The following is a 5,395-nucleotide window of genomic DNA, read 5'->3' on the forward strand; positions in this document are numbered from 1 at the left end:
CTGAATGCCCTCAACTGCGAACCTACTTACAAACGTAGTCTTAGACAAAAAATGAAACGGGCAGCTATGGATAATGACTGGAGTTTAGACTAAAAAAGAGAGAAGGGTGGCAAAAGCAGGACTTGAGCCACCGCGCCGGGAGAGAATGAGGGTGAAAAATAAAACCTATCCACTCCCTCAATGAACAGTGAACGATTAAAGGACTTTCGTCAAGCAGCATACGAATTATTGGTGCGAGGGAAAGATGCCACTTTCGAGCTGATGGATGCAGTGATGACCACCAGAAATGCGTCATGTTTAGCAGAATTTTTACTCAGCCCGCTATTCAATCGACAATGGTCAAGTATCTATGAAGCCTTACAAGACTGTAGACCAGACCGAAAAAAACTGATGGAGTTGTACCCTTGAGCAATTAGAACAGCAAGTACCCGCAACAGAACATATATTAGTGGCGATCGATCATACTGTATGGGGGAGACCGGACGCTAAAACCTTAAAAGACAGAACCCATGAATATCAGGGGGGCGTAATTATGGGACAGGGGTACAGTACAATTGCCTGGATACCTGAAGCTCAAGGAAGTTGGGCATTACCCCTACTCCATGAAAGAATTAGTAGTGGGTCTTCACCCATACTTCAAGCAGCTTCTCAACTTAAACTTGTTTGTGAACAGAGCATCAATCCAGTCTTAGCAGTTTTAGATAGAGAATATGGCAATGCTTGTTGGGTACTAGCGCCAGCTTCCATTCAAGCTGATTGCTTAATGCGACTCCGAAAGAATGCCTGGAAAGTGGTCAGCACCACCAGCATATAGTGGTCGCGGCAAACCACGCAAGCACGGGCAAAAAATGAGGCCGGGTGACCAAACCACATGGCGGTAAAGCGGATGCTGTGATTGAAATTGACGAACAAAAGAGAGTTGGGGCAAGTCCGAGTCAGGCAATGGCTTGACTTACATTTTTATCGTGCGCCTGAACAGAGAGTAAATTTAATCCTCGTGGAAAGAATGAAGCCCATGTCAAACGGTCAGCCGTTTCCACCCTTGTGGTTGGCTTGGGTGGGAGAACGAACTCTACCCAAGCGAAACAGTCTGGTTTAAGTATTTACGACGCTTTGGAGTCGATCATTGGTATAGATTTGTTAAGCAACGATTACATTGGACATTGCCTAACTTGAGAACTCCCGAACAATGTGAGCGCTGGAGCGATTTAATGCCATTGATGAGTTGGCAACTCTGGCTGGCTAGGGATTTAGTTCTGGAAAATCGACTTCCAAGGGGCAATCTGCTACGATTAATTTAACTCCTGGACGTGTTGCCCAATCAATGTTGTCGGTTTTAGTTGACATTGGTACTCCCGCTACAGTGCCTAAACATAGGGGAAAATCCCCTGGTTGGGAAAAAGGAAAGGTACGTACGCTTGGCACCGTGCTATCCCACTGTTAAAAAACGCGTTTCTCGACGGAAAAAGTCTTCAAGATTAGCTGTTTAATCTTCTACCTCTTGAGTTGTTGAGCAACAGCTTGCCTTCTGCTAAAAGGCTGCTACTTTTAGCTGCACTGATTTTTTAGTCTAAACTACAGTTTTTTAGGATGGATAAATAATTACGGACAATTATCCTACGAAAAACAACAAGAACTGTTGTGGGAACTGGGAAAAATAGAAATAGGAGTGGGAACTTTAGTAGCGACCAATGAAAGAATAAATGGCGCAGTGACTCAAAGTATTGACCAGCTCAAACAGTGGGTCAAAAAAACCCAGCCCAATATCCATGCGGATGAAACGCCAAGGGCCGTCAAAGGGGTCAAAGAATGGTTATGGATTTTTGCCAATACCAACTTCGCTTTATTTCATGCTGCTGATACTCGCTCTCGCGCGGAATTAGAATCTATTTTGGGTTCTTGCTACGAAGGTGTACTGAGTTCAGATGACTATAGCGCCTATAATGGTTATCCTGTCAAGGCCCAACAAAAATGTCTGGCGCATTTACGCCGTCACTTCAAGAAACTAATCCAGGTTCCTGGCTTAAATAACCAGGAGATTGGAGCAAAATTTATTAGCCTGATAGATGAGGGTTTTAAAAACTATGCTTTATGCCAACAAACCCAAAACCTTGATGAATTCTTGAGTTGGACATCCCAGTTTAAACCAAAAGTTGAATCTACGATTAATTCATGGATAGAGAGAGCCGGAGGGGAAGCCGGGAAACTTTTACGCTCCTTGAGGAAGAAAGCTGATCTCCGGGTGGTATTTTTTAGACCATCCAGAGATACCGCCTGATAATAATTTAGCAGAACGAACGTTACGTTTAGCCGTCACAAAAAGAAAAATTAGTGGAGGTTCCCGGTCTATGGAACGGTTTCAAGATACTGCCAATTTATTGACGGTTATACAAACTTGTCGCCATCAAGGACGTTCTGTCCGCCGAGTTTTTTGACCAAGCTCTAAAAGCAATGGTTGACTCGGCTGTGCAGACTCCTTCTTTAATTCCTCTAATTGAGACCTGAATCCTTACAAAACTAATAATAGCATTGCTGGATTCTCTATACTCTGCATGAAGTCGAGCAATGTTTTTAAATTGAGCATCCCGATTCTTATTAACTCCTATTGTTTGTTTTTTTTGAGCTTTTCGTTTCACATACCCATGCTTTTTTAATAGTTGGGCAACTAAGGGGAGACTAATGGTAAAACCTGCCGCTCGTAGTCCAGAAGCTATTTCTTTATGCGTCAAATTAGTCCATTTGATTAATTCATTCATTGGGTCTCCGGCTGTGTGATTTTTTCAAACTTCTAAAAATGCTGCATCAATGCCGATTTGAGTAGACAGAATACTTTTTCTTCCCCCTCCTTTCTTTCTGAGCCTGGAACTCTTTAGTGTCTCTGAGTCCATTTTTTCTAAATCTTCTATTCCCTTGACGATGGTGTTTCGACTGCATCCCAAAAGTTGCATTACATAGCTAATTCCACCCCATCCTAATTTTTGAGATTCTTTCTTCTGCATACCTTCTTTTATCTTTTTCTGATAAGGATTTATAATTTTTTTTCATTTCTGACTCAATTGAATTAGAATAAGACATGGATTTAAAAGTAAATTAGAATAGTTAAGTAGAAAAATCCGTTGTGAGTTGATCTCTGTAGGAGTGAAAATTGTAATCTCACACTTTTTTCATTAGACCTCCTGCGAAAGTCTGAGAGAGTTGTAAAATAGATAGAAATTCAACTAATCTAAAATGAGTTACAAACAAGTTAAGAATCTAGAGCCTACAGAGTTCAAACGTTTATGTGGTGTCACTCCAGCAACATTTGAGCAAATGGTAAAAGTAGTGGCGGCGGAAAAAGTTTTAGCAAAAAAGAGCGGCAGACCGAGTAAATTAAGCATTGAGGATCAAGTGTTAATGACCTTAGAGTACTGGCGGGAGTATCGCACTCATTTTCATATAGGAGTAAGCTGGGATTAGATGAAACAAATGTGCTCAGAAATATCAGAAAGGTTGAAAATATATTAATTAAGTCAGGATTATTTAATGTGGGCGGTAAGAAAAAAGCAAAAGAGATAGATTCAGAGACAGAATTACTAGCGGTGGATGTTGCAGAACATGAGGTAGAAAGACCAAAAAAAAACAGAAGAGATATTACAGTGGCAAGCAAAAGTGCCATACAGTGAAATCACAAGTATTGGTAAATCAAAAAACGAAAGAAATTATCTGTATCGCAGTCAGGAAAGGGAAGGTACACGATTTTAGAATCTGGAAAGAAAGTCAGATAGACTACCGGAAAAAAGACAGAACTATTAGCAGATAAGGGAGATCAGGGGATTGACAAGATTCATCCTCACAGCCGAACTCCCATCAAAAAGACTAAGAAAAAGCCTTTAAGTAAAGAGCAAAAGCAATTCAATAAGAGATTAGCAAAAGAAAGAATTGTTGTTGAGCATGTTCATATACTGGAGTTTAGACTAGGCAGCAAGAAAAGACTCAGCAAAGCTGAGTTGAAAATAAACAGACTTCAGATCTGAAAATCTACATTCCTAAGCAGATTCTGATTGCTCTTTGCGGGGCTTGGTTGTAGTTTTTTTAACTATGGGGTAGCGAATTCTACGTTTACGTGGTTGATCAGTCTTCCAGCCTGGAGACTTTCCGCGAGGTTTGGGTGGTTGGGCTGGAGTACCAATCACTGCAAAAATGCTTCCCATCGCCTGGGCAACCCTTCCAGGGGTCATTTTGTCTGATGACTTTTGCCAAGGTAAAGGGTTATCCGCAACAAGATCACGGGCTAACCACAACTCCCAAGTCATCAGAGGCATCAAATCACTCCAGCGCTCACATTGCTTAGGGGTACTCAGCTTTGGTACAGTCCAATGTAGGCGTTGCTTTAAAAAACGATACCAGTGGTCAATGGTAAAGCGACGCAAGTAAAGTCGCCAAACTTCTTCTATTGGTGGCATTTCTTCTCCTACCCAAGCTAACCATAAAGGTTTCGATACTCGTTGATTACCTTGTTCGTCAATACGTTCAACTCTGATCATGGACATCGGGCGTGTCGCCGCTTTACGGAAATGCAGATTTTTCCAAAGGCTAACCCGTACCCGTTTTAGTTTCGGATCGTCTACCTCGAAGACAGATGCTGCTTCACCCCATGTTTTTGGTTCATTCAACTTGAATTTATCACCATGTTTTCTGGGACAGCCCTTGCCAGAATAAGCTCCTGGTTCGCCCCACAAACACAAATTTGAACGCAACCGGACTAGAATATCGACTGCAATGTTAGCTGTCTTTAAGACAAAAGGCGCGCATCCATACTCACTGTCCCAAACCGAAATCGGTCTGGCGGGGAAATGTTCACACACCTGTTTTAGTTGCCAAATTGCTTTCTCTATTGGGCAATCCCTGCCTGGTTATGCGCTCATGTCTCAAGGGTAATGCCCAACTACCTGAATCCTCTGGTATCCAAGCAATTGTACTGTATCCTTGACCAACGGTAATCGGTTTATTTCCGGCTATGGACGTGCCACTATGTTCATAAGTCCTCTCTTGTAGCGTTACTGCATCCGGGCGTGACCAGTTTGTGTGATCTCCTGCTAACAAGGGTCGTCCCTCTGCTGGTATCTGTTTGATATATAGCTGCATCAATTTCTGTCGCTGCGGTCTACTATCTTGTAGCGCTTCATAAATACTTGACCACTTGCGTCTAAATACTGGTGATAAGGATAAATCTGCTAAGGAATAAACATTGCGAGTCAGCAATATGGCATCTGTTAATTCAAACGTCGCATCTTTAGCTCTACCTAAATATTTGTAAGCTACTTGACGAAACTCTTCAAGCTGATTGACTGACAAAAGTTTAATGAGCCCAAACTACAGTAGTAGCTTGAAACTCAATTCGGTAAGTTCTTTGCTG

The 5,395-nt window shown here is 42.0% G+C and carries 9 protein-coding genes and 2 pseudogenes; 7 read left to right on the top strand and 4 right to left on the bottom strand.

Annotated elements, in window-relative coordinates; translation table 11 throughout:
• The first annotated feature begins 180 nt into the window (after window positions 1-180).
• The 3 genes and pseudogenes from QUA78_RS31585 to tnpC all read left to right on the top strand — a co-directional run.
• Window positions 181-408 (top strand): hypothetical protein, encoded by a 228-nt coding sequence (locus tag QUA78_RS31585; RefSeq protein ID WP_333399225.1) that lies wholly within the window; start codon window positions 181-183, stop codon window positions 406-408.
• A gap of 40 nt (window positions 409-448) precedes the next feature.
• Window positions 449-814, top strand: a complete 366-nt coding sequence (locus QUA78_RS31590; protein ID WP_333399226.1) for a hypothetical protein — start codon at window positions 449-451, stop codon at window positions 812-814.
• 765 nt (window positions 815-1,579) lie between these two features.
• Window positions 1,580-2,505 (top strand): annotated as a pseudogene (gene tnpC, locus QUA78_RS31595) (IS66 family transposase); the annotation flags it as partial.
• 71 nt (window positions 2,506-2,576) lie between these two features.
• Here the strand turns inward: tnpC and QUA78_RS31600 are convergent.
• Together QUA78_RS31600 and QUA78_RS31605 are read right to left on the bottom strand one after the other, a co-directional pair.
• Window positions 2,577-2,756: pseudogene (locus QUA78_RS31600) on the bottom strand (ISAzo13-like element transposase-related protein); the annotation flags it as partial.
• A gap of 24 nt (window positions 2,757-2,780) precedes the next feature.
• Window positions 2,781-2,999, bottom strand: coding sequence for a hypothetical protein (locus QUA78_RS31605; protein ID WP_333307070.1), 219 nt, complete (start codon window positions 2,997-2,999; stop codon window positions 2,781-2,783).
• Window positions 3,000-3,228: 229 nt separating this feature from the next.
• Here QUA78_RS31605 and QUA78_RS31610 point away from each other — a divergent pair, with 229 nt between their 5' ends.
• From QUA78_RS31610 to QUA78_RS33030, 4 genes are read left to right on the top strand one after another with little or no spacing between them, the layout of a single operon-like run.
• Entirely contained in the window at window positions 3,229-3,456 is a 228-nt protein-coding gene (locus QUA78_RS31610; protein WP_333307069.1) for a transposase family protein, read from the top strand.
• Between the two features lie 11 nt (window positions 3,457-3,467).
• Window positions 3,468-3,662 carry a hypothetical protein gene (locus tag QUA78_RS31615; RefSeq protein WP_333307068.1) on the top strand — a complete coding sequence of 65 codons (195 nt, stop codon included), beginning with the start codon at window positions 3,468-3,470 and terminating at the stop codon, window positions 3,660-3,662.
• The gene (locus tag QUA78_RS33025) at window positions 3,659-3,799 is read left to right on the top strand and encodes a hypothetical protein (protein ID WP_445302424.1); all 141 of its coding nucleotides are present in this window, start codon (window positions 3,659-3,661) and stop codon (window positions 3,797-3,799) included. The genes QUA78_RS31615 and QUA78_RS33025 overlap by 4 nt, the downstream gene beginning before the upstream one ends.
• Window positions 3,800-3,821: 22 nt before the next feature.
• The gene (locus tag QUA78_RS33030; RefSeq protein ID WP_445302464.1) at window positions 3,822-4,013 is read left to right on the top strand and encodes a transposase family protein; all 192 of its coding nucleotides are present in this window, start codon (window positions 3,822-3,824) and stop codon (window positions 4,011-4,013) included.
• Between the two features lie 12 nt (window positions 4,014-4,025).
• Here QUA78_RS33030 and QUA78_RS31620 read toward each other — a convergent pair whose 3' ends face one another.
• On the bottom strand, window positions 4,026-4,718 hold the full coding sequence (locus QUA78_RS31620) for a hypothetical protein (RefSeq protein WP_445302423.1): 693 nt from the start codon (window positions 4,716-4,718) through the stop codon (window positions 4,026-4,028).
• A gap of 118 nt (window positions 4,719-4,836) precedes the next feature.
• Window positions 4,837-5,334 carry a transposase gene (locus QUA78_RS31625; protein WP_333307064.1) on the bottom strand — a complete coding sequence of 166 codons (498 nt, stop codon included), beginning with the start codon at window positions 5,332-5,334 and terminating at the stop codon, window positions 4,837-4,839.
• Window positions 5,335-5,395 lie beyond the last annotated feature (61 nt).

It is taken from the genome of Microcoleus sp. K4-B3 (assembly GCF_036704615.1).
Lineage (GTDB): Bacteria > Cyanobacteriota > Cyanobacteriia > Cyanobacteriales > Microcoleaceae > Microcoleus.

Excerpts from the sequence above, each read along its gene's own strand:
- QUA78_RS31585 (WP_333399225.1), top strand. The coding sequence starts at position 181 with ATGAACAGTGAACGATTAAAGGACTTTCGTCAAGCAGCATACGAATTA.
- QUA78_RS31605 (WP_333307070.1), bottom strand. The coding sequence starts at position 2,999 with ATGCAGAAGAAAGAATCTCAAAAATTAGGATGGGGTGGAATTAGCTAT.
- QUA78_RS31610 (WP_333307069.1), top strand. The coding sequence starts at position 3,229 with ATGAGTTACAAACAAGTTAAGAATCTAGAGCCTACAGAGTTCAAACGT.